The sequence below is a fragment of the Pseudomonas sp. Sample_22 genome, from assembly GCF_004307635.1.
GTDB lineage: Bacteria > Pseudomonadota > Gammaproteobacteria > Pseudomonadales > Pseudomonadaceae > Aquipseudomonas.
The window spans coordinates 143,526-165,262 of record NZ_RCNY01000056.1; the positions used below are offsets into that span (position 1 = coordinate 143,526).

Genomic DNA, 21,737 nt, shown 5'->3' on the forward strand with positions numbered 1-21,737 from the left:
ACCGCGTTACAGGCACTGTCTAAAGCAACAGTCGGTCTTTTTTGTGGGAGTGTGAGTTATGAATATCAAGACTTTGGGTATGTCCGTGGCGATAGCGGCCTCATTGGCACTCGCCGGTTGTTCTACCCCAACGGTGGTTACCCTGCAGAACGGCACCCAATATTTGACCAAGGACATGCCGAAAACCAAAACCAAGGACGGCTTCTACGAGTTCGAGGATATTTCCGGGGCGAAGGTCAAGGTCAGGTCTGACGAGGTGTCCACCATTCGCAAGGAAGACTGACCGGTGGGGTTCACCTGGTGCGAGCTGCTCACGATGGCGGAGTATCGGGCACCAACAATGTCGAATGTACCGGCCTCATCACCAGCTGGCTGGTAATGAGGCCTTCAGGTGCTGCCGTCTGACGAATCAGCTACCGGTACGGATCTTGTTCCATAGCCGTGTCCGAATCCGGTCGATGTTCAGTGGCATGGCTTCCAGGGCGAACAATTTGCCCATCATTTCCGGGCTCGGGTAGACCTTGGTGTCATTCTTGATGGCCGGGTCGATCAGGTTGTCTGCCTGTTTATTGCCATTGGCGTAATGCACGTAGTTACTGATACTGGCCATGACGTCGGGGCGCAGCAGGTAATTCATGAACGCATAACCGGCCTTTTCGTCCGGAGCATCTACAGGCATGGCAACCATGTCGAACCAGATCGCTGCGCCTTCCTTGGGAATCGTGTAGCCGATGTCGACACCATTTTTGGCTTCCCTGGCGCGGTTTTCCGCTTGCAGGATGTCGCCCGAGAAGCCGACAGCCACGCAAATGTCACCGTTGGCCAGGTCACTGGTGTATTTGGACGAGTGGAAGTAACTGACATAAGGGCGAATCTTCATCAGCAAGGCCTCGGCCTTTTTGTAGTCTTCCGGACTTTTGCTGTGATGCGGCAGGCCTAGATAATTCAGCGCCGCTGGCAACAGTTCGGGGCCGTTGTCGAGGATGGCCACGCCGCATTTTTGCAGTTTTTGCATGTTTTCCGGTTTGAAAATCAGGTCCCAGGAATCCACCGGTGCATTATCACCGAGCACCGCTTTGACCTTGGCAATGTTGTAGCCGATGCCAGTGCTGCCCCACAGGTATGGGAAGCCGTGCTCATTACCCGGATCGTTGGTTTGCAGTGCCTTGAGCAGCACCGGATTGAGATTCTTCCAGTTCGGCAACTGGCTCTTGTCGAGTTTTTTCAGCGCTCCGCCTTCGATTTGCCGCGCCATGAAGTGGTTCGAAGGAAACACCACGTCGTAACCGGATTTGCCGGTCATCAGCTTGCCATCAAGGGTTTCGTTGCTGTCATAGACGTCGTAGGTGAATGCAATGCCGGTTTCTTTCTGGAAGTTTTTCGTAGTGTCCGGCGCTATGTAGTCCGACCAGTTGTAGATTTTGACCGTTTCAGCCGCCTGGCTGATGGATGCGACCAGCATCAGCGGGGCCAGTGTCAGTGTCTTTCGGATCATGAGCGATTCCTGTATGGGTTTGTTTTTGTTGGCAGGCAATCAAAGGATCAGCTTTTGTTTTTTTAAGAGCTCAAAAAATCAAAACGTAGGTCTTGCGCACGGTTTCCTGGATATCCCAGATACCGAGGCTGTTGGCGGGCAACATCAGTGCATCGCCGGCTTGTATGTGCAGGGTTTCGCCATCGTCCGGGGTGAAGGTGCAGCGCCCCTGGATGAAATGGCAGAATTCCTGGGCAACGATCTGCCGCCGCCAGCGACCGGGGGTGCATTCCCAGACGCCGGTTTCGACGCCGTCGTCGCGCTCGAGACTGGTGGTCGAGGCCACGGCCACAGGCGTGCCGAGCGGCACGGCGACCGGGTTCGACGCCTCCAGTTGCAGGGTTGCGGTGTTCTTGAATTGCGTGATGCTCATGGGAATACCTGTGGTTGTAGAACGCGTCGGTTACTGCATGAAACCTTCCATGAACCCCGCCACTCCACTGGCGAGCTTGCGCCGCCAAGGCGCGGTGGCCGGGTTGGCGAGGGTCTGGTCTTCGTGGACAAAGCTGCGGATGATCGCGTTGTAGCCGAGCCAGCGGCAGGGCTCGGGCTCCCAGGTCCGCAGTGCATCAAGGCCACGTTGGGGAATGACCCATGGCTGCCGGACCTGCTCGGTGTCGCGTTGCAGGATCAGGTCCGCCAACGTCCGCCCGCCCAGGTTGCTGGCACCCACGCCCTCCCCGCCATAACCGCCGGACAAGGCGATGCCACTGGCCTGATCGCACAGCATGTGCGGTTTGAACCGCCGCGACATGCCAAGATTGCCGCCCCAGCCATGGGTGATCTGGACGTTCTTGAGTTGCGGGAACAACTCACCGAACAGATAGCGGCGCAGTTCGATTTCACTACGGGTCAGGTCAAAGTTGTGGCGCAACTTGCCAGCAAACTGGTAACCACCGCGGGCACCGAAAACCAGGCGGTTGTCTGCGGTACGCTGGCCGTAAGTGACCTGGCGGCTGCTTTCACTGAACGCCTGGCCGCGGCTCAGGCCGATTTCGTCCCAGGTCGCAGCGGACAAAGGTTCGGTGGCGACGATCAAGCTTTGTACCGGCAGTTGATAACGACCTAACGGCGGTAACGTTACCGAATAGCCTTCTACCGCTGGCACTATCCAACGGCTGCGCACCGAAGCTTTCGCCGTGTGCAGGCTGCCGGACTGCCATTGGGTCACCGGGCTGTTCTCGTAGATCCGCACACCCATGCGCTCCACCGTCCGCGCCAGGCCGCGTACCAGTTTGGCTGGGTGAATGGTCGCGACATGCGGGGCATAGATGCCGCCGTAGGGTTTGCCGACACGGATCTGCTGCGCCAATTGTTCAGGGCTGAGCCAACGGTAATCGCGCTCGTTGAGTCCCTGCTGGTAGAGCTTGTCCAGGTATAGGCGCAGGTTGGCTTCCTGTTCCGGGTAGCGGGCAGCGCAGTACAACACTCCACCTTTGCGATAATCGCAGTCGATGCCCTCACGTTCCAGGACGATTTCCACTTCATCGGGAATACTGTGCAATAAGTCGTATGACGCCCGGCGCTGTTCAGGTGACAGCTCGGCAAGCAGCCGGTCCTCCCCCAACAGATTGCCCATCAACCAGCCGCCATTGCGTCCCGAAGCACCAAAACCGGCGGTTTGCGCCTCGATAATGGCGATGTTCAGGCCAGGCGCCTGACGCTTGAGGTAGTAGGCCGTCCAGAGTCCGGTATACCCGGCGCCGATGATCGCTACATCGATGTCCAGATCCTGTTCCAGCGCCGGACGCGCCAGCAACGGCTCGTCGAGTTGGTCCATCCACAAACTGATAGTGCGCCACGCCGGCATGCAAGACTCCGCCAATCAAACTTCGTTGGCGCTGATCCTAGTGCGTGAGCTCAAGCGTTGTCTTGCGCGCGTGCACGCAAAGAAATTTGTTTGGCATACGCCTTGGGTGACAGCCCGGTGTGTTGACGGAAACAGCTGTAGAACGCCGACAACGAATTGAACCCGGCAGCGAACGCCAGTTCGTCGATGCGCAGCGGTGGTGCGGCGTTGTCCAGCGCCGCGAGAAGATGTTGCAGGCGCGCCTGGTTGACGTAGCGATAGAAGCTCTGCCCCAACACCTGATTAAGCAAATAGGAAATCTGGTTGCGACTGTACCCGCACTCCTTTGCCACCCGTTGCAGGTCGAGTTCAGGGTCGAGATAGGGTTGCTGGCGCTGGAAATACTGTTGCAGATCCTCGGCCATGAAACTCAACTGCCGTGGTGACAAGCCCAGGCGACTGACCGCCGGCCGCTGGCTGCTGCTTTTACCGGTGGGCTGTTCACGCACCACAGAGGCGTATTCGTTGACCCGCCAGATCAGCCCGTCCTTGACGGTAATCGCTTCACTGGCGCGAAACGACACCAACCCTTCGCCGCCACGCAGGGTGATGCGGTACTGAATGAACGCCGTGTTGCCGTCCAGCCGAATGCGGTCCGAATGTTCCAGCGCCTCATCCGGATCGCGGGGCATGCTGCTGCGCACGTATTCGCGCAAGTGCTCAAGGCCCATCACGCGGTTCTGGAAAAAGTCGTTGTACTGGATCTCGGGATGGTAAAGCGCCATGACCCCGTCGAGATCCCGGTGTTTCCAACGCAGGTGATAACGCATGACCGTCTCGGCCGTGGCCTGGGTTTGCTGTGGGCCATCATCCTCGGCGTGCATAAAGGTCTCGACGTGAAAAAGCCGAGCTTGCCCAACTTCGGCTTCTGCATCAATGGTTAAACGGATAGCGGTATATTTGCGAAAACGTTTGCGCCAAAAGGCGTGAATAAAAAATGCGAAGCAATTGCCAAACGACCTGAAAAATCCACATTTTTTTCACATTCAGGTGCTACTTTTAAAGTCTGTCATCGGTAGAGCCAATGAAGGCTCTTCCCTCCTAACGTGAGCTAAAGGAAGCGCTCGATGAAGAAGGTGGGCAACACATGAATAAAGGGTTCAGCAAGGTCACTTTTCCAAACGCCTGCCAGCTGATGCGCTGGCATTTTCATCCCATGGGTTTCGAGGCCAGCATGGATGCCCCGGGCAGCATGATTGCCCGTTTGTTTGATCGAGCAACCGGCGAGACCATGATCGCCATTGCCGGTATTCCGTGTGCGACGGTGATGAATGCCGCCGATGTGGAGCGAATCATCGAAGCCGTGGAGGATGAGCTTGAGGCGTTCATTCCCCCGGTAGCCCTCAGGAGCTATGCCTGAAGGCCTGAAAGTCATAAAAAAGCCCACTTCACGTGTAATGCTGTTCACTTAAATGAGCATTAGCATCCTGTGGCGAGGGAGCTCGCTCCCGCTGGACTGCGCAGCAGTCCCTTTAAGGGCCGCTTCGCGCCCCAGCGGGACGGTGCGGCGATCCGACAAGCTCCCTCGCCACAGGTACAGTGTTCGTCCTTAAGTGAACAGCATTACACTCCCGGTGGGCTTTTTGTTGAGTGAAATCCAAAGACTCACGCCACAGTCTTGCCCTGGCGATGATCAGCAAAGAATGCCTTGCCCTTACCGATCCGGTCGGACGCCTTGGGCATGTTTGCAGCCTGATTGTCCGCCGTATCGACATACCAGTAGCAATGACTCACTGCCCGGGTAATGCCCACGTAGGCCAGGCGCAGGATTTCGTCTTTCTGCGCATTGTCGTACGGCTCGTTATCACCAGCCTTGCCCAGGCCGGCCATGCGGTACACCTGATTCTTGTAGGGAGAACTGGTCAAGTGCTGACAGTCGCCAAGCAGGAAAACCGCGTCCGCCTGCAGACCCTTGGCGCTGTGATAAGTCAGCTGTTTCAAGCGCCTTGCGTCATACGGCAAGCTAGAATCAAGATTAACTACAGGCTGAATATGCTCTTCTATCAATGACTTATCGCTGCTTTTTCGATAGAGCATCAAGATTGAATCGCCCTTCCTGTAATGTTCCATCAACCTTTGAGCCAGGCCTTGGTCGTCGCGGTCCAGCACGTTGACTGGCAGTAACGGCTTTGGCTCACCGCTGGCCTTGGCCTTCTTGCCAGCAATCGCCGGAGCGGCGCGCACGATGTGTTCGGCAGCGTCGATGATGTGTTGATGGCTGCGGTAATTGTCGCTGAGCATGACTTTGGTGGTGCTCGGGGACGAGAACGACTGGTTGAACTCCATGAAATAACTTGGCGAACTGCCGCGCCAACCATAAATCGACTGCCAATCATCCCCCACGCAAAGCAAAGACGAGCGTTGCGCGCCGCGCCCGACATGCATGGCCGGACCGCGACTGCGGATTTCTGCCAGGCTGGCACGAATCCACGACACGATCTGCGGTGAGACATCCTGGAATTCATCGATCATCAAATGCGACAGTGGCCGCAGCAACTCATCGCTGAGCAACTTGAGATTCTCCGGCGAGTGCTCGCTGAACAGCGCGAACATCCGGTTGTAGGTCATGATCGGCGGTTTCTGGTCGAGCAAATGATCTTCCAGTGCACGCCAATACAGACTCAAGGCCTCAAAGAAGAACCGGTCCGGGTCATCCTTGCCGAAGCTCATCTGGCCCACGGCGGTCGGTACGTCCAGGCCCAGGTTCTCGATAAACCCGGCAGCAGCGACAAAACAGTCGAGCAACGGTGCAGAAGCGAGTTCACCCTTGACCTTGTAATCGAAGCCTGGCCCGGCACTGGCATCTCCTGCCAGCGACGCCAGAACACGTTTCGACGATTCATAGCTATCCAGCCATATCAAAGGCTTACGGCAGAAAGCTTGAAACAGGGTGCGTTTTACAGCCCATTCCGCGCGCACGCTCAACTTTGCGTTGGGACGCGTCAGTTGAGGGTTTTCCCGAGGATCGAAACCCAGCACCACCCAGGCATCCAGCGACGGAATGTAGCCGTGACAATGAAATCTCGAACCGTTGATATCGAACGTCTGGCGATTGGGCTCGATACCTTTGATCGGCCAGGCTTTGGCGCGAAACCACAGGTCTTCGATCATGTCGCAAAGTTCTTCATCGCGCTTGGCGGCCAGTTCGGTCACGGCCATGCGCTTCTGGACATCCGGGTGATCGCGCTCCAGCTCCTTGAGCTGCAAGGCATGGCGCGACAGCGGCTTGATCAACTCGCGAAAGCGTTCGTCGCGGGTATGCAAGGCGTGATAACAGGCATTGAGTTGCTGGCGCTGGGCATCGTTGATGCGCAAGTCGAACGGATTGCTGTCCACCTCTTCCTCAGAACCTTGTATCCGGTGGCTGAGGTTCTCGAAGGCCTGCAAGCGCTCAAAACCCGGCAGGCTGCGCACCATGGGCAGAATCCGCGAGTGGAAAGTACGCACCAGATCGCGTGCTTCCTTGAAGCTGAGCGCCCGTCCCCAAAGGGCAAACAGCTCGATCAGCTTGTTGATGAAGTCTTTGCGCGATTCGCGGGTGAAGGTCACGACTGTCATCGAACTCAGCTCGAAGCCCAGGTATTGCGTCAGCAACACAATACGCAGGACCAGCGTTGTCGACTTGCCCGCACCCGCGCCGGCGATTACCGAGGTAGAAGGCGTATCGCTGAAAATCATCTTCCACTGAGCGGTGCTGGGTTGCGCGTGCGGCGGCAGCAGTCGTGCGACGTCCGCCTTCATGCGTTTTTTCAGTTCGGCGGTCAACGGCAGGCGCCAATCATCGAACAAATGGTTATCAATGTTGGGCGGCCTGTGTTCAGTGCTGCGTGAGTCACGTATGAGCAACACCTGTCGGCCTTCTTCCAGCCCTTCCAGTTTGCCTTCCTTGTAGCCGTAGTCCACCCCGGCAATATGCCCGCTGCGAAAACCGTCCGCCTGGCCGTGCAACCACGAAGCACGGTGCTGTGCACGCAAGCGGGTCAAGCCATGGCCAAAAAACCGGGCGGCCAGACGCTTGAGCAGCGGCATCTCGGCCAAAGGGCGAAGTTCAGGTGGAAGATCGGGGGTGTGTTGCGCCACGCGGACGGACTCCATGGTCTGAGACTGTTGACGGCTATGGTGTCTGCATTTGCCGATGAGTTCTAGTGAAATGCTTGTAGCTCATTGGCTTATACGATGAAGTGAAGGACGAATGACAATATTTCGAAGGGTATTTATATCGATACATTCGATTGTTATGAGGCATTTTTTACGCTTTTTATCGATTGTTGCCTGTTGGATGATGGCCGTCATCAACCACCGGTCTCGCTTCATGGCTCATGCATCAAGCCCATGACGAACCTTTCAGGAGACGATCATGCTTGAACTCAGACCTTTCAACTCGCTGGGTGGCGCTCACCACGGCTGGCTGGATGCACATCATCACTTTTCGTTCGCCGAGTACCACGACCCAAAACGCATGAACTGGGGCAACCTGCGGGTGTGGAACGATGATGTAATCGCCCCCGGTACCGGCTTCCCGCAGCATCCACATCGGGACATGGAGATCATCACTTACGTGCGAGAAGGTGCGATCACCCACCAGGACAACCTGGGCAACAAGGGCCGCACTGAGGCCGGTGACGTCCAGGTCATGAGCGCCGGAACCGGTATTGCCCACAGTGAATACAATCTGGAAGCGACACCGACCAGGATTTTCCAGATCTGGATCATTCCGAATGAATCCGGACTGGCACCGTCCTGGGGCGCCAAGCCGTTTCCCAAAGGCCAGCGCGAAGGTTTCGTGACGTTGGCCAGCGGCAAGGACGGCGATGATCAAAGCCTGCGCATTCGCGCCGATGCCCGGTTGGTGGCGGCGAACCTGAAAGCGGGTGAAACCGCGGAATATCGGCTGGACAGCGGTCGTCGCGCGTATCTGGTTCCGGCCACCGGCGTCATTGAAGTCAATGGCTTGCGTGCACAGGCTCGCGACGGCATTGCAGTTGCCGACGAGCAGGTACTGCAAGTAACAGCCGTCGAGGACAGCGAGATTGTGCTGGTGGATCTGGCTTGATTGGGTAATTGCGACGTACAAAAAAGGGGTGGCCAGAACGGTCACCCCTTTTCTATAGGCCGTCTATCAATTTGTGGCGAGGGAGCTTGCTCCCTCGCCACCAACGCCCATCACTTACTTCGTGGAAATAGCGCCATCCACCAACGTCTGCGCTTCGGCCACCAACTGCTTGAGATGGTCGTCGCTGACAAAGCTTTCCGCATAGATTTTGTAGATGTCTTCGGTACCCGACGGACGCGCAGCGAACCAACCGTTCTCGGTCATGACCTTCAAGCCGCCAATCGCCTGGTCGTTACCGGGCGCATGGCTGAGAATGCTCTGGATGGGCTCGCCCGCCAACTCGGTGGAGGTCACCTGTGTCGGCGACAGCTTGCTCAGCAAAGCTTTTTGCTCCGGGTTGGCCTTGGCGTCGACCCGCACGGAGAAAGGTTCTCCCAGTTCATCGGTCAAGGCTCGATAGGCCTGGCTCGGGTCGCGACCGGTGCGGGCGGTCATTTCAGCGGCCAACAATGCCGGGATCAGCCCGTCCTTGTCGGTACTCCAGACGCCACCGTCCTTGCGCAGGAACGATGCTCCGGCGCTTTCTTCACCACCGAAGCCCAGCGAACCATCGAACAAGCCATCGGCAAACCACTTGAAGCCGACTGGCACTTCGTACAGGCGACGCCCCAGACGCTTGGCCACACGATCGATCAACCCGCTGCTGACCACTGTTTTGCCGACGGCAGCGTCGGCGCGCCATTGCGGCCGGTTCTGGAACAGATAATCAATGGACACCGCCAAATAATTGTTCGGCGCCAGCAAGCCACCGGACGGCGTAACAATGCCATGACGGTCGTGATCCGGGTCGCAGGCGAATGCCACGTCGAAGCGCTCCTTGAGGCCGATAAGGCCTTGCATGGCATGCGTGGACGATGGGTCCATGCGAATTTGGCCGTCCCAGTCGACGGTCATGAAGCGGAACGTCGGATCAACCTGTTTGTTCACCACGTCCAGGTCCAGGCGGTAATGCTCGGCAATCGCCGACCAGTAGCGCACCCCTGCTCCGCCCAGCGGATCGACACCCAGGCGCAGTTTGGCATCACGGATCGCATCGAAATCGATGACGTTGATCAGGTCGGCAACGTAGGTGTTCACATAATCGTGGCGATGGGTGGTGCTGGCCTTCAGCGCTTGCTCGTAACTGATGCGCTTGACCCCGGCGAGCTTGTTGCCCAGCAGTTCGTTGGCTTTGGCTTCGATCCACTTGGTGATGTGGGTATCGGCTGGGCCACCGTTGGTGGGGTTGTATTTGTAACCCCCGCTTTGCGGCGGGTTATGCGACGGGGTGATGACGATGCCGTCAGCCAGGCCCGAGGTGCGTCCACGGTTGTAGCAAAGAATCGCGTGGGAAATCGCCGGCGTCGGGGTGTATTCGTCGCCTTCGGCAATCATAACCGTCACACCGTTGGCCGCCAGCACTTCCAGGGCGCTGGCGCCTGCTGGAGTGGACAGCGCATGGGTGTCGATACCGACGAACAGCGGGCCGTCGATGCCTTGCGCCTCGCGATACAGACAGATTGCCTGGCTGATGGCCAGAACGTGCCATTCGTTGAAACTCAGGTCGAAGGAGCTGCCTCGGTGCCCGGACGTGCCAAAAGCCACGCGTTGGGTCGAAATGGCGGCATCTGGCTGGCCGGTGTAATACGCCGTAACCAGTCGCGGGATATCGACCAACAATTCTGCCGGTGCCGGTTTGCCCGCATATTGACTGAGTGTCATGCAAAAACCTCTGGAATAGAGTGGTTCAGGAATTGGAACGCAGTTTACTGGCAGTTTGACCGTCGCGCGACGTTATCGATCCCGTGCTGGATCGAGCTCAGTGTTATAAAAGTCGAGCATTGCGCCAGACAGGGTGTTGCGTTCATTCGATCGACTCCATTCGCAGCGCATCCGCCAGCAGACCCAAGGCGTTCGCCAGATCCTGTTCAGCAACCACGCTATGACTCAATCGCAGATGCTGTGCATGTAACCCCTGGAGGCTGAACAGTTCTCCCGGCGCTATGACCACATGTTGCTTGAGCAGGCGCTGGAATACCCGGCGCACGTTGACCTGCCGTAACGGACGCACCCAGATCGTTGCACCTCCTTGTGGCTCGACGAAATGCAGGGCATCGGCCAAGCGTTCTTGCAATAACTGAATCATCTGCACCTTGCCGTCCTTGAGCCGACGCCGCAGCAATTGCAGGTGTTGGTCGATGCGTCCGTTGCTGTACAAGCGGGCAATGGCTTTCTGGCGAATCGCGGACAGGCGGAAAGCGCGCAGCAGGAAATGGCGTTGCAGCTCCACGCGCAAATGGCGCGAAAGTAGATAACCAAAGGGCGCTTCCGGCCCCATTATTTTTTCGAAAGTAGAAAATACGATCAGACGTTCCGGGGCCAGCCACTCGCGAAATCGCGGGCCGCCGGGTTCGAATTCGAGCTCACCGTAGCAGTCGTTCTCCAACACCCAACAGTCATGCTGCTTCAATAACTGCGCAATGGCCTCACGGTTGCCCTCGGACGCCTGGCTGCCACTGGGCGTATTCATGCCGGACGAAAGCATCACCAGGCACACCGGTTCAGTTTCCAGCAGTGTCTTGAGAAGGTCATGATTCAGCCCGCCGTCGGTCATCACCGGCCACTCGATGACCCGGACGCCTGCCGCATCCAACAACCGCAGAATCCCCCAGTCACACGGTGATTCGACCACCACCGTTGCCTCCTTGAGGCCCAGCACGACGATCAGGATTTCCAGCACACCACGAAGGTCCGCCCCGATGTAGACATCTTCAGCGTGCCAGCACCGCACCGGCGAAGTGGTGTAGCGCGCAGCCAATGCCATGCGCAACTCCAGTTCGCCGCAGGGTTGCGAGTGTGCTTGCGGCTGGCGCGGATACTGACGAAGCAACTCTCTTTCCAGCAGCAGCAACGGACTGTCTATGGGCTGCAGCATTGCCGGATCGTCTGTACTCAGTACCAGCATGCCTGGACGGCGGGCGTTGACGTAAACGCTTTCGAGCAAGTCATTCCCGCTGTAGAGCGTATTCGCAGCAGGCACCGGCTGCGCGAAATATCCTGACTTGGCCTCTGAGTACACCCGGCCTTCCTTTTCCAGTAGCGCGTAGGCGTACTGAATGGTCGAGATCGACACATTCAGCCGCACTGCCAGTTGCCGCAATGAAGGCAGGCGAACCCGCGCATCATTGGCTGTTTCGCCGATGAGGTGGGTCAGGTATCGATATACCGCCTGATAGGCAAAGTCGGTAGTACGCGGTCCTTTCATGGACAAGGACCGCGGGCCTGGCAATGACGGCACACCTTCAACCACCGGCGGACGACTCACCCGGCACGGATGAGTGATAGTCGACCGGATCAGCAACCGCATCGCCGATCACCGGTTCGGCTACCCTGCCCTCCAGTACCGCCACCGACTTCATGCGATAAAGGTCGCAGACGAGATTCACCGGCAGACCACTGACGTCGGTGAGCCATTGCTTGATCTGGTCGGCAACTTGTTGCCCCTGCATGGCCCGATGCAGATCAGGCAATGCCACCATCATGCCTGGGTGGCACTGGCGCAGGAATCGCTCGAGTGTTGCGCCGTTGTCGACAAAAGGCGCAAACAAGAGGCACACCAACTGGGCTTCATTCAAACCCAGGCTTCGTTGCAATTCGGTTGCAGTCCTTGTCCGCTGCTCTGCCAGTGTCACTGGCCGGCCAAAGGTTTCCATCGCCTGTTCGCACAAGCGTTCCGGCAGTTGTTTACGGCGCATCATCACCAACGCCCGTTGCAGGTATTCGCCAATCCCCTCTTCATAGGTACGACCTTGCACGAAGCAGGCATCCAACCCGCGCACGTGGGCGCAAACCGGGAGACTGCTGTAGTCATTGTCACAGAGGTGAGCCGCCAGTTCGTCCGCCTGGAATCCGAGAAATTCGGTAAGCAGCGGCCATCGTTCTTCCAGATTGCTGACCAGCAAATCGTGAATATCAATCAATGTCGCGCGGCGGCAGATTTCAAAATCCTCTGCGGGACGCCAGGGTTGATAACCCGGTTGCGAGTAAAACCGTTGGTAGCCTTGAGCGCCCAGGTCGTCGAGCAGCCGGAACAATCCCTCATAGCCCGGCTCGGGATGCCTGGACATATCGTGGCCGGCCTTGGTGGCAGCCCGTTTCAGGCCTTCGATAAATCGCCTCTGTTGGCGCGGCGTATCGTGGCTGATCAGGGCGTCGACGCCATGGCTCCAACGGGTGATTTGCCCGCAGAACTCGCCGGTGGCCAGGTAGCCGTTGTCCCACAGGTCAAGCGGCCCGTCCATGGGCCGCACGTGCCCGATCATCAGCAGGTTGGTGCGTTCGGACTCACGGCCTGCCGCAGACAACGGGGCCACGGGATCGAACGCTACAACCTCGCGGCTATCCACCATCAGGACTTCAACCCGTGGGTCGTCGTAGACGAACAAGGCGCTGTAGCTGCGATGAATGTTTTCCAGGGCTGCCTCGCTGGAACTGCCAAGGCGCAGGGTTGCCACGCGCAACTGGAACGTTGCCGGCGCTCGACTGGCGATGGTCAGCTGTGCGGCCCGCAGCAATGCCAGGGAGTAGCAACTGTCACGGGAGCCGGTTTGAATGGCCAATACTTTGAAGTCACCGATCTGCTCCATGCCGCCGGCGGCCACGCCCAGGCGTTGAATCAACAACTGCAATGCCGTGCGTTCGGCCCGGGAAAAGAAACTCAGCAATCGTTGCAGCACTTGTTGATAGACATTGCTCATGGCTTGTTCATGGATGTTGGTCATCTATATGTACCTGATACTCGTAGTTCAATATCGCGCACACAGCAGGACGCGGCGCAGGAGGTTGGCCTGAACAGGGTTTGGATACTGGTTATATTGGTAAATGCTAGCACTTAAATGTTCATGTCGACATTTGAGTGCATCGGAGGCTGCGCAGGCCTTGCATCCTGTCGATCAGCCGTGGAGCCCGTATTAACGGGGGCTCACTCCATGCCTTTCGACGTCCTAGGAAATATCCGACAGAGTCCCACAGACATTTAACACAGGAAATAAAGAAAGAAGTAGCCAATAAATTTCCAGCAACTACCGAGACGATCGTTAATGGTTGAATATTTATCAGCAGTGCACATTGAAAAGTATCAGCCTGATACCGGCTCATAGCTCATTCCTTGAGATGAAAGTAATCATTCAATTATCAGGGCTTAGATGCTGATTAGAAGCTACAGATTGAGAGCAAAAACCAGTTCAGTTGCTGAACTGCTCCACTGACAGATCAATGGAAGGTCTCATGTAGGAAAGTACTGAAAGCGAAGAGTCCGTGAAGGCACGGACTCTTTGAGTGGATCAGGCTGGCTCGACCTGGAGCGCAACCCTTTCCCGGCAGGGGCATTCGTCCATGTAGCGGTGAGCCTCGACAAACTCGGCAAACGGAAAGACCCGAGTCTTGAGCGGCAGCACCACGCGGTCGGCGGTCAACTGGTTGATGTCACGCAAGGCCCGTTGCAGTGCAACCTGATCCTGGATGATGCCCAGTTCCGGCTTGCCGGTGAAGTTACCGATACAGTGCACGAAGAACTGAATATTTTTCTGAAACGCTGCGCAAGCCGGGAATGGTGTCTGGTTCCCGCCTTGCAGGCCGTACAGAACCAGGCTGCCACGTGGCGCAAGAACGTCGCCAAGCAGTGACATCTGTGGGCCGCCCAGACCATCGAACACCACATCCACGCCGCGATTGTCAGTGATTTTGTTGATCCGCATCAGCAGATCTTCTTCCTCGGTGACAATCACTTTCTCGGCGCCCAACGACAGCAGGTATTCACGTTCATCCGCCGACTTGGTGGCCGCGATCACCCGCACACCCAAGGCCTTGCCCAACTGGACAAACGAAGGGCCTGCGCAATGGCTGGCGTCAGTGACCAGGGCAAACTGCCCGGGTTTGACCCGTGCCAGATCCGAGTAGGCAAAGTAGGCAATCAATAAAGGCGTGTAATGCACGCTGGCTTCAATCGGGCTGAGCACGTCCGGGTAGCGGGTCAGCGACGTGCGTGGCAGCACAATCAATTCGCCGTAGACCGGGTAATCGTTCGGGCTTTGAGCCGGGAAACTGGCGACCTTGTCACCCACGGCCAGATCATCGACACCCTCACCGACAGCCGTGACGACACCGGCCATTTCCTGGCCAAGGCCGGCAGGCAATTGAGCACGGGAAGACGCCAGGTTTTGCCGCCAGAGTGTGTCGTACCAACTGATGCCAATGGCCTCGACGCGCACCTGCACTTCACCCGGTGCAGGCAGAGCGGCCGCATGCTCTTCGCATTTGAGCACCTCGGCTGGACCAAATTTGTGAAACCGGATCGTGCGGGACATCGCAAACCTCGCCAAATGAACCTCTAATGCCATGAACTCTAGCTGGGCTTTCAACCCAACACTATCTGTGGCTATTAATAGTCGACATGCTTGTCATTGATTCCGCATCAGCGGCAACATCGTCAAATGTCGTAAGAAACTGAAGCAGCCTTTGTAGGAAAACTGAATTACTCGGTGCAGAGTACCAGCCTTTCCCCGTAATATTCCTGCTGGCCATTGTTCTCATATGGCCGCCCACGTCAAGTTTACTGACTCTGCCTGGACTCCAGATGAATCGTAATGACCTGCGTCGTGTCGACCTCAACCTGTTGATCGTATTCGAAACCCTGATGCACGAGCGCAGCGTGACCCGTGCTGCGGAGAAGCTTTTCCTTGGTCAGCCAGCCATCAGTGCGGCGCTTTCGCGCTTGCGTGGGTTGTTCGATGATCCGTTGTTTGTGCGCACTGGCCGCAGCATGGAGCCGTCTGCCCGGGCCGTGGAGATCTTCGCCCTGCTTTCCCCGGCGCTGGATTCCATTTCCACCGCCGTCAGCCGAGCCGCCGAGTTTGACCCGGCCACCAGCACTGCGGTGTTCCGCATCGGTCTTTCCGACGATGTCGAGTTTGCCCTGCTGCCGATGCTGCTCAAGCGCCTGCGGGCCGAATCTCCGGGGATTGTGCTGGTGGTCCGGCGGGTCAATTACATCCTGATGCCGGGATTGTTGGCCTCCGGCGAAATCTCCATTGGCGTCAGCTACACCACCGACTTGCCGGCGAATGCCAAGCGTAAAGTCCTGCGCCGCAGTTCGCCCAAGCTGCTGCGTGCCGATACCGTGCCGGGCCCCTTGAGCCTGGATGACTTCTGCGCGCGGCCTCATGCTCTGGTGTCATTCGCCGGCGACCTCAGCGGCTTTATCGATGAAGAGCTGGAAAAACTGGGACGCAAGCGCCATGTCGTGCTCGCGGTGCCGCAGTTCAACGGGTTGAGCACGCTGCTGAGCGGGACTGACATCGTCGCCACCGTTCCGGACTACACGGCAGAAGCCCTCACGGCCGCGGGTGGTGTACGTGCGGAGGAACCGCCGTTGCCGGTGCGCAGCTTTGAATTGCATATGGCGTGGCGCGGGTCACAGGATAATGATCCGGGTGAGCGCTGGTTGCGATCGCGGATTCAGATGTTTTTCGGGGACCCCAATAGTCTTTAAGCGTTTTCCATAAAAGTCCAAATAAATCTTATTAAACATGTAATTAGGAGAACAAGCTGTCCATTGCCGTCCGTCGAATTCCACTAGTTTCCTGGAGCCTTGGGGGTATATTAAAAATAAATTTTACCCCAAAGAAAAAACGGTACCCCCAGAATGGCATCAGACCCGGCCGCTTTTCGACGCAAACTTACCGATACATTCGTCCGAGCGGTAGACCAATCGGGCAAGTACGCGGACGGCGAAGTTCCGGGCCTATTCCTGCAGGTAAGAACGTCGCTAAAGACAGCCAAACCCCCTTCCAAGTATTGGCGATTAAAGTACCGCCTGCACGGTAAGGAGAACTTGTTTGCCGTCGGCCGCTACCCTGACATTGGACTCAAAGAAGCTCGTGATATCGCCAGGGCAGCGCGACGCGACGTGGCTAATCATATTGCGCCCCTCCAGACCAAAACCGCCAAGATTGCGGCGCAGCGTCTCAGCGAGATGCGGACGTTCAGGTTTGTGGCCGAACAATGGTTGGAGTTCAAGTCCGCGCAATTGGTGTCTAAATCTCTTTCTGGTTTTCGTGGTGCGCTCGACAATCATATTTTCCCGTCCATCGGCCACAGACCGGTTAGCGAGGTAAAGCTAGAACACATCACCCCGATCATTACCGAACTACGCCGCAAGCGCACCATGGCCATGGCGGCGCGCGTGCGTACCATTATCCGCGCGGTGCTGGGTTTTGCCGAAGGACGAGGCTGGGTGGAACGCAACGTAGCACTTAGCAACACAGAAGAACTGAAGATCCGCCACATGGTGGTCAGCAACCCTGCCATCGAACGTCCGGCTGACCTGGGCCGGTTTTTGCTGCGCCTGGACGACTGTTGTGATGGCATCGTCACTACAGCTATGCGGCTGCTGGTCCTTCTGCCGGTACGTCCCGGAGAATTAGCTAACATGCGCTGGGAAGACGTCGACCTGGTAGGCGCCGACTGGCGTTACGTGGTTAGCAAAACTAAGCATCTCAATCGGGCCAAGCACATTGTGCCGTTGCCGGAGCAAGCATTGGCCTTACTTCGCGGACAGCGCGAGAGCAGTGTGGTGGATGAAGAAGGCTACGGTTGGGTATTTGGCTCGCCTGTTCACCCAGGTAATCCAATTAATCCGACATCTATGCTCAAATCGTTTCAGCGCATCTGGCCGGAATACAAAATTACCGCGCACGGCTTTCGCGCCACCTTCCGAACCATTGCCCACGAGCACTTGGACATTGATCCGATCGTGTTGGAGCTGTCCTTATCCCACCGTATGCCAGGGGCTCTGGGCGCAGTGTATGCACGGGCGCAATTGTTAAGACAACGCCGGGAGGCGGCTCAACAATGGGCGGACTATTTAGATCGGCTACGTATCGACGCATCGCTTGCGGTAAGTTAACCATATCAGCGCCCCTCCAAGCCAGGGTTTTTAAACGACTGAATCTGCTGCTACCTGAGCGCTTTCAGAGGCGACGCTTGCTGCTTGGCTTGCTATCAATACTGGTTAATCTCGCAACCTCTACTGAACTGTTCGGTTGCAACTAACCTTGCGAAACTCACTTATTACCATGGTCATTTGCAATTCTGCGACCAAAACGAGCATCGGCGACTGCGGCTCCATCGAATTTGAATGCACAATTGATGTAGCTGCGGGATGTGCAATTGGCTAAATTATGAGCGAAAAAAACGCCAACGGACATCGCGCCTCTAACTCTACTCGAAGGGTAGCCAAAAATTCCAGCCGTGTTAAGCATCGTGATACCAACCCGAGATTTCCGCCTATAGGCATTGCGCCAATGCGCAGTTCGTGCATTCTATTCGTCCCTCCAACCAGGCGAAGCCCACCCTTCCGAAGCAACAACCGCTGTGTGCGATTACACCCTTGGCCGATCTGCGCTCGACGCGACCAATGTTGCGCGCCCATCATTTAATTGATACGGCAGGCGTTACTGGCAATCTTGACCCAGCTTTCAAGGTAGCACCAACGATCGCGAATCTATCGCGGTTCATGCAGCATCAAGTTCTTTCATATCAGGTGGGCGGGGGCGCCTGCTAGTAAAGTCCACGCTCAGCCCCAAAAAACAACCTAGTATCTCTTCCGTTGCGCAGAAATATGCAAAGTGAAGACTTTCCCTACATACAGCGGTCGCTACATTCTATTGAATTTACATTGAAAGCCCGCGTACACCGACCAAAGGAAGGCACATACGCTGTGTCGAGGTACGCGATCTTTCACTCCCTGTGTGTTTTTTTGCCCACATCTCTCCCCCAGAGCTGTGGGTATTTTTTTGAAGCTTGAAATTTAACGTACTATATCCCGATGACGACTTGAATACTTCGGGAATGAGTGAGTTATCCAATGTCTTGCCCCCAGAGCATAGCTTTTCGGACGTCGTTCTTGCGCATACCTTACGCCTGTTTTCTCGGGATGAAGACGACTTAGCACTATGGATCCCGCAGCGTACGATTCTTTATTGTAGTGGTCTAATGAAGCGACACCCATTTAGGCGAGAGTGCTCGCCAGATCGAGGTGTTAGATGACCAAGCAACGCCGTTCCTTTCCTGCTGAATTCAAACGCGAGGCTGCCGACCTCGTGCTCAAACAAAACTACAGCTACATCAAAGCCAGCCATTCGCTCGGTATTGGCGAGTCGGCCCTACGCCGATGGGTTGATGAGGTTCAGCAGGAGCGCCAAGGCGTCACACCGCAGAGCAAAGTATTGACCCCGGAACAACAGAAAATCCTGGAGCTGGAAGCTCGAATTGCCCGCCTTGAACGGGAAAAATCGATACTTAAAAAGGCTACCGCGCTCTTGATGTCGGAAGATCACGAGCGTACGCGCTGAGCCATCATGTGAGCTTCCATGAGCCGGTTGATTGGCTGTGCAATGTGCTTGAGAAGTCGCTCATTCGTGCTACTACGCCCAGCGCCTTAGACGCCGCACGCCAGATGTCGAACGGCTTCGGCTGCGCAGCCGGGTGAGCGAGTTGTTCACGCAAAGTCGTAGCGCTGCCGGCAGCCGCAGCATCTTGTCGCTGATGTTTGAAGACGGTGAGACGCTCGGTCTGTTCAAAGTGCGCAGCTTGATGCGCGAGCTTGATTTAGTCAGCAAACAACCCGGTTCACACGCCTGCAAACGAGCGACGGTAGAGCGACTCGATATCCCGAACATCTAGAATAGGGAGCTCGATGTTCCGGCACCCAACCAGGTGTGGTGCGACGATATCACCTAAATCTGGGCTGAAGGGAAATGGCACTGCCTGGCGGTCGTGCTGGATCTTTGCACGCGCCGGGTGGTGGGCTGGGCTTTGTCGGAAAAGCCGGACGCCGTATCTAGCTATCAAGGCGCTTGAAATGACTGACGAGCAACTAGGAAGACCGCAGAGCCTGCTGTTTCACTCGGATCAAGGGTCGCAGTATGCGAGTCGTTTATTTCGCAAGCGATTGCGGCGTAATCGCTGGCGCCAGAGCATGAGTCGCCGGGGGGAATTGCTGGGACAATGCGCCAATGGAGCGTGTTTTCCGCAGCTTGAACACGGAATGGATACCGACCACGGGTTACAGAACAGCTCAAGAAGCCCAGCTTGATGTATTGGTACAACTGGGTTCGACCCCATTAATTCAACGGCGGGCTGGCGCTAGCTCGGGCCGAGAAAAACTTAACGTGGTCTCCGGGATTAGTTGCCCTACATTGTTGCATTCAAACTGACCATAATGAGTTCAACGAATCAACCGAGATGAGCGTCTTAAAACGAATTCATCCCGCATTCGACTTTATCTCCTCGCAACAATCAGTATCACTGATATCTCCCGGCTTACAGCTAATACACGTCGTGCATAATACATAGACAAGCTCAACAATTGCGCCTGACGCCTATCGAATGTAACCCGTACAGCAATCATATACAAACTCGCTTATCCTGACATTGTGATTTATCACGCCTTATCGACCGTTAAAGCAGTCGCTCGGGTGATTTATCTTAAAACTTATACATTTTCAAATTTTAATATTGAAAGTAAGTGTCTGCCACTATCAAGACCCACCACACCAGCCTTCACCTTTAAAACTTTTTCATTCGAATGACCACCATTTCAGTGAATCCGAAAATCAGGATTTGACTACAGACATGGCGCACACGGGCGCATAAATTAACAAAACCGAATCGATCGGCTTGCGCTTAATACAAGGCATTACCAATGGCAAAATTAACGATGCAAAACGAACTTACAGGGGAATTCAAAGATGCCCCTATTGGGCTTTCCTGGACCACTCTTTTTTTCGGTTTCTTTCCCGCTTTAATCAGAAAGGATTGGACAAATGCGTTAATTCTTGCCGTTTTTGGCCCGCTGTCGCTAGGCCTGTTATTTATCATCTACTGGCTTTCGTATAACAAGCTTTATATCAACGAGCTTCTGAAGAATGGTTACAAGATAAGCATTGCAAGTGATAGCTCGGCGATCAATCTAATGGCGGGCATAACTCCCTCACTCGCCAATGATGCCATATTTAACGCAACCAAATTTCAAGCACAGAAATTTAAACTAAGATTTTATTCCTGCAGTGTTTTCGCCCTTATAGCAGGACTCGGCCTGGTGAATCATATCCATACATATCACTTTCCCTACAACATTATTGGCGAGTCGCCCCGTGACTCCGCCTTGCATGCAGCCGCCACTATTCCACCAGAGGTCATCAGCAAACAAGCATTAAATTTTACAAAAAACATACTAGCCGAAGACATTACTGCAACATTGAGTGGAGTCGCTAGCCTTATCCCAGAGTTTGCGCCAAAGGCTATTGGTAAGCCGTTAAATAGCTTAGAGCTGTCTCATATCTACAATTCAAACCAGGTTATGGCCAATAGAAAACTAAAAAACAAAACGATCATTATAACAGGTGAAGTCATTTCTATTAGCGCGACGCCGACTGATACTGTATTAATCGGACTGCAAAGCGCTAACGAGTCGACAAACATAGTCAGCGAGCTCTCCAAGCCTGCAGAGAGAGCGGTCGAAGCGTTGCGCACAGGTGATACAATCACTTTAGTATGCGTTGTGGAAGGTATTATTAACCCCTCAATATCATTGGGCAACTGCCAACCGCTGACGATGTTTGCAGAAGCGGCGGCCGAAGCGCAGGTTATCAAACTTGAGAACTGGTTATCTCACGGCGGCAAATCGCCTTTTGAATTCGACCCGAACGTCTCCAATGCCATGGCTTTATTGTATTTTTTAGGAACCGTACTTCCGGAAGGTCACACTTGCAGAGAAACAATAGACTGGCAAAAATGCACAAGCGCATTTAACCTCAAAAAAATATTTGATACCAATGGCGACGATATAAATCAATGTATCGATCGCTGGCGTGAATGGCTTCAACTTCCTAAGAGCATGCATTCTGCGTAATCTCTTATCTATCATTGAACTCCTTTATCGCGCCAAATTCTGGCATAATATTTTTTATTAAAGACTGCAATAGCATGGCTGTCACTTTTTGGAGAGCGCGATAAATCCGGGTAAATTTGGTCCGAGACAGGTGTAGATACATGCACAACACCATAATCTATTTATGCACCATAATATCGAACATAACCCGCATAGTTCCATGTCATTTTTTCGGAGCACAATTTTTTAGGGCGCTAGTTCTTGAAGAGGCTCGCCGCGTTGGCAATTTGTCCCGCGTTATTATGTAATA

15 protein-coding genes and 1 pseudogene are annotated in these 21,737 nt (G+C 55.5%); 7 read left to right on the top strand and 9 right to left on the bottom strand.

Annotation, left to right across the window (positions count from 1 at the left end):
* Positions 1 to 58: 58 nt before the first annotated feature.
* Entirely contained in the window at positions 59 to 283 is a 225-nt protein-coding gene (locus tag D8U73_RS14630; RefSeq protein ID WP_130904878.1) for a YgdI/YgdR family lipoprotein, read from the top strand.
* A gap of 126 nt (positions 284 to 409) precedes the next feature.
* Here the strand turns inward: D8U73_RS14630 and D8U73_RS14635 are convergent, their stop codons facing one another.
* From D8U73_RS14635 to D8U73_RS14650, 4 genes are all read right to left on the bottom strand, one after another.
* On the bottom strand, positions 410 to 1,495 hold the full coding sequence (locus D8U73_RS14635; protein ID WP_130904879.1) for a polyamine ABC transporter substrate-binding protein: 1,086 nt from the start codon (positions 1,493 to 1,495) through the stop codon (positions 410 to 412).
* A 70-nt stretch (positions 1,496 to 1,565) separates the two neighbouring features.
* Positions 1,566 to 1,907 (bottom strand): cupin domain-containing protein, encoded by a 342-nt coding sequence (locus D8U73_RS14640; RefSeq protein ID WP_130904880.1) that lies wholly within the window; start codon positions 1,905 to 1,907, stop codon positions 1,566 to 1,568.
* A gap of 30 nt (positions 1,908 to 1,937) precedes the next feature.
* Entirely contained in the window at positions 1,938 to 3,344 is a 1,407-nt protein-coding gene (locus D8U73_RS14645; protein ID WP_130904881.1) for an FAD-dependent oxidoreductase, read from the bottom strand.
* 50 nt (positions 3,345 to 3,394) lie between these two features.
* Complete coding sequence (locus D8U73_RS14650; RefSeq protein ID WP_056855387.1) at positions 3,395 to 4,207, bottom strand: nuclear transport factor 2 family protein; 813 nt, start codon at positions 4,205 to 4,207, stop codon at positions 3,395 to 3,397.
* Positions 4,208 to 4,470: 263 nt separating this feature from the next.
* Between D8U73_RS14650 and D8U73_RS14655 the strand changes: the two genes are divergently transcribed.
* A complete protein-coding gene (locus D8U73_RS14655; RefSeq protein ID WP_034148820.1) occupies positions 4,471 to 4,743 on the top strand; it encodes a DUF1652 domain-containing protein in 273 nt (90 codons plus the stop codon).
* A gap of 245 nt (positions 4,744 to 4,988) precedes the next feature.
* Here D8U73_RS14655 and D8U73_RS14660 read toward each other — a convergent pair whose 3' ends face one another.
* Complete coding sequence (locus D8U73_RS14660; protein WP_130904882.1) at positions 4,989 to 7,463, bottom strand: UvrD-helicase domain-containing protein; 2,475 nt, start codon at positions 7,461 to 7,463, stop codon at positions 4,989 to 4,991.
* Positions 7,464 to 7,740: 277 nt separating this feature from the next.
* Here D8U73_RS14660 and D8U73_RS14665 point away from each other — a divergent pair, with 277 nt between their 5' ends.
* Positions 7,741 to 8,436 (top strand): pirin family protein, encoded by a 696-nt coding sequence (locus D8U73_RS14665; RefSeq protein WP_056855389.1) that lies wholly within the window; start codon positions 7,741 to 7,743, stop codon positions 8,434 to 8,436.
* A gap of 114 nt (positions 8,437 to 8,550) precedes the next feature.
* On the opposite strand, the gene pgm is transcribed toward D8U73_RS14665, so the two are convergent.
* The 4 genes from pgm to D8U73_RS14685 form a co-directional block, all read right to left on the bottom strand.
* Positions 8,551 to 10,197: a phosphoglucomutase (alpha-D-glucose-1,6-bisphosphate-dependent) gene (pgm, locus tag D8U73_RS14670; RefSeq protein ID WP_056855390.1), complete on the bottom strand. Its 1,647-nt coding sequence runs from the start codon at positions 10,195 to 10,197 to the stop codon at positions 8,551 to 8,553.
* 142 nt (positions 10,198 to 10,339) lie between these two features.
* Positions 10,340 to 11,740: a PLP-dependent aminotransferase family protein gene (locus D8U73_RS14675; RefSeq protein WP_130904883.1), complete on the bottom strand. Its 1,401-nt coding sequence runs from the start codon at positions 11,738 to 11,740 to the stop codon at positions 10,340 to 10,342.
* Positions 11,741 to 11,777: 37 nt separating this feature from the next.
* A complete protein-coding gene (locus tag D8U73_RS14680) occupies positions 11,778 to 13,256 on the bottom strand; it encodes a hypothetical protein (RefSeq protein ID WP_130904884.1) in 1,479 nt (492 codons plus the stop codon).
* A 561-nt stretch (positions 13,257 to 13,817) separates the two neighbouring features.
* Positions 13,818 to 14,840: a zinc-dependent alcohol dehydrogenase family protein gene (locus D8U73_RS14685; RefSeq protein ID WP_056855393.1), complete on the bottom strand. Its 1,023-nt coding sequence runs from the start codon at positions 14,838 to 14,840 to the stop codon at positions 13,818 to 13,820.
* 269 nt (positions 14,841 to 15,109) lie between these two features.
* Here D8U73_RS14685 and D8U73_RS14690 point away from each other — a divergent pair, with 269 nt between their 5' ends.
* The 4 genes and pseudogenes from D8U73_RS14690 to D8U73_RS14705 all read left to right on the top strand — a co-directional run bounded on the left by D8U73_RS14690 (position 15,110) and on the right by D8U73_RS14705 (position 21,448).
* Positions 15,110 to 16,024, top strand: a complete 915-nt coding sequence (locus tag D8U73_RS14690) for a LysR family transcriptional regulator (RefSeq protein WP_130904885.1) — start codon at positions 15,110 to 15,112, stop codon at positions 16,022 to 16,024.
* A gap of 153 nt (positions 16,025 to 16,177) precedes the next feature.
* On the top strand, positions 16,178 to 17,440 hold the full coding sequence (locus D8U73_RS14695; protein ID WP_130904886.1) for a site-specific integrase: 1,263 nt from the start codon (positions 16,178 to 16,180) through the stop codon (positions 17,438 to 17,440).
* A gap of 1,138 nt (positions 17,441 to 18,578) precedes the next feature.
* A pseudogene (locus D8U73_RS14700) lies at positions 18,579 to 19,751 on the top strand (IS3 family transposase).
* Between the two features lie 488 nt (positions 19,752 to 20,239).
* Positions 20,240 to 21,448, top strand: a complete 1,209-nt coding sequence (locus D8U73_RS14705; protein WP_130904887.1) for a hypothetical protein — start codon at positions 20,240 to 20,242, stop codon at positions 21,446 to 21,448.
* Positions 21,449 to 21,737: the final 289 nt, after the last annotated feature.

Bases quoted from the DNA above. Each gene is read 5' to 3' on its own strand.
- D8U73_RS14630 (WP_130904878.1), top strand. From the start codon at position 59: ATGAATATCAAGACTTTGGGTATGTCCGTGGCGATAGCGGCCTCATTG.
- D8U73_RS14635 (WP_130904879.1), bottom strand. From the start codon at position 1,495: ATGATCCGAAAGACACTGACACTGGCCCCGCTGATGCTGGTCGCATCC.
- D8U73_RS14640 (WP_130904880.1), bottom strand. From the start codon at position 1,907: ATGAGCATCACGCAATTCAAGAACACCGCAACCCTGCAACTGGAGGCG.
- D8U73_RS14645 (WP_130904881.1), bottom strand. From the start codon at position 3,344: ATGCCGGCGTGGCGCACTATCAGTTTGTGGATGGACCAACTCGACGAG.
- D8U73_RS14650 (WP_056855387.1), bottom strand. From the start codon at position 4,207: ATGCACGCCGAGGATGATGGCCCACAGCAAACCCAGGCCACGGCCGAG.
- D8U73_RS14655 (WP_034148820.1), top strand. From the start codon at position 4,471: ATGAATAAAGGGTTCAGCAAGGTCACTTTTCCAAACGCCTGCCAGCTG.
- D8U73_RS14665 (WP_056855389.1), top strand. From the start codon at position 7,741: ATGCTTGAACTCAGACCTTTCAACTCGCTGGGTGGCGCTCACCACGGC.
- pgm (WP_056855390.1), bottom strand. From the start codon at position 10,197: ATGACACTCAGTCAATATGCGGGCAAACCGGCACCGGCAGAATTGTTG.
- D8U73_RS14675 (WP_130904883.1), bottom strand. From the start codon at position 11,740: ATGAAAGGACCGCGTACTACCGACTTTGCCTATCAGGCGGTATATCGA.
- D8U73_RS14680 (WP_130904884.1), bottom strand. From the start codon at position 13,256: ATGACCAACATCCATGAACAAGCCATGAGCAATGTCTATCAACAAGTG.
- D8U73_RS14685 (WP_056855393.1), bottom strand. From the start codon at position 14,840: ATGTCCCGCACGATCCGGTTTCACAAATTTGGTCCAGCCGAGGTGCTC.
- D8U73_RS14690 (WP_130904885.1), top strand. From the start codon at position 15,110: ATGAATCGTAATGACCTGCGTCGTGTCGACCTCAACCTGTTGATCGTA.
- D8U73_RS14695 (WP_130904886.1), top strand. From the start codon at position 16,178: ATGGCATCAGACCCGGCCGCTTTTCGACGCAAACTTACCGATACATTC.
- D8U73_RS14705 (WP_130904887.1), top strand. From the start codon at position 20,240: ATGGCAAAATTAACGATGCAAAACGAACTTACAGGGGAATTCAAAGAT.